Annotated in this window: 1 protein-coding gene; it reads left to right on the forward strand. The window is 50.6% G+C overall.

Going from position 1 to position 239, the window contains the following annotated elements:
- A partial coding sequence (locus tag QP413_RS10165) for a TrkA C-terminal domain-containing protein (RefSeq protein WP_284781632.1) occupies window positions 1-239 on the forward strand: 239 nt, incomplete at both ends.

Here is a 239-nt window from a genome sequence, read left to right on the forward strand (position 1 = left end):
GCCATTAAAGATGTACCGATTCTCAACGGCGACAAAATTATCTGCTCGCGTCTGAAACGCGAAGAAACCCTAAAAGTTCCTTCGCCAGATACCATTATCCAACTGGGCGATTTGCTGCATCTGGTGGGGCAGCCAGCGGATTTACATAATGCGCAACTGGTGATTGGTCAGGAGGTCGATACCTCGCTGTCTACGAAAGGCACTGATTTGCGCGTCGAGCGTGTGGTGGTCACCAATGA

It is taken from the genome of Corynebacterium sp. UMB4614 (assembly GCF_030217065.1).
In the GTDB taxonomy this organism is placed as follows: Bacteria; Actinomycetota; Actinomycetes; order Mycobacteriales; family Mycobacteriaceae; genus Corynebacterium.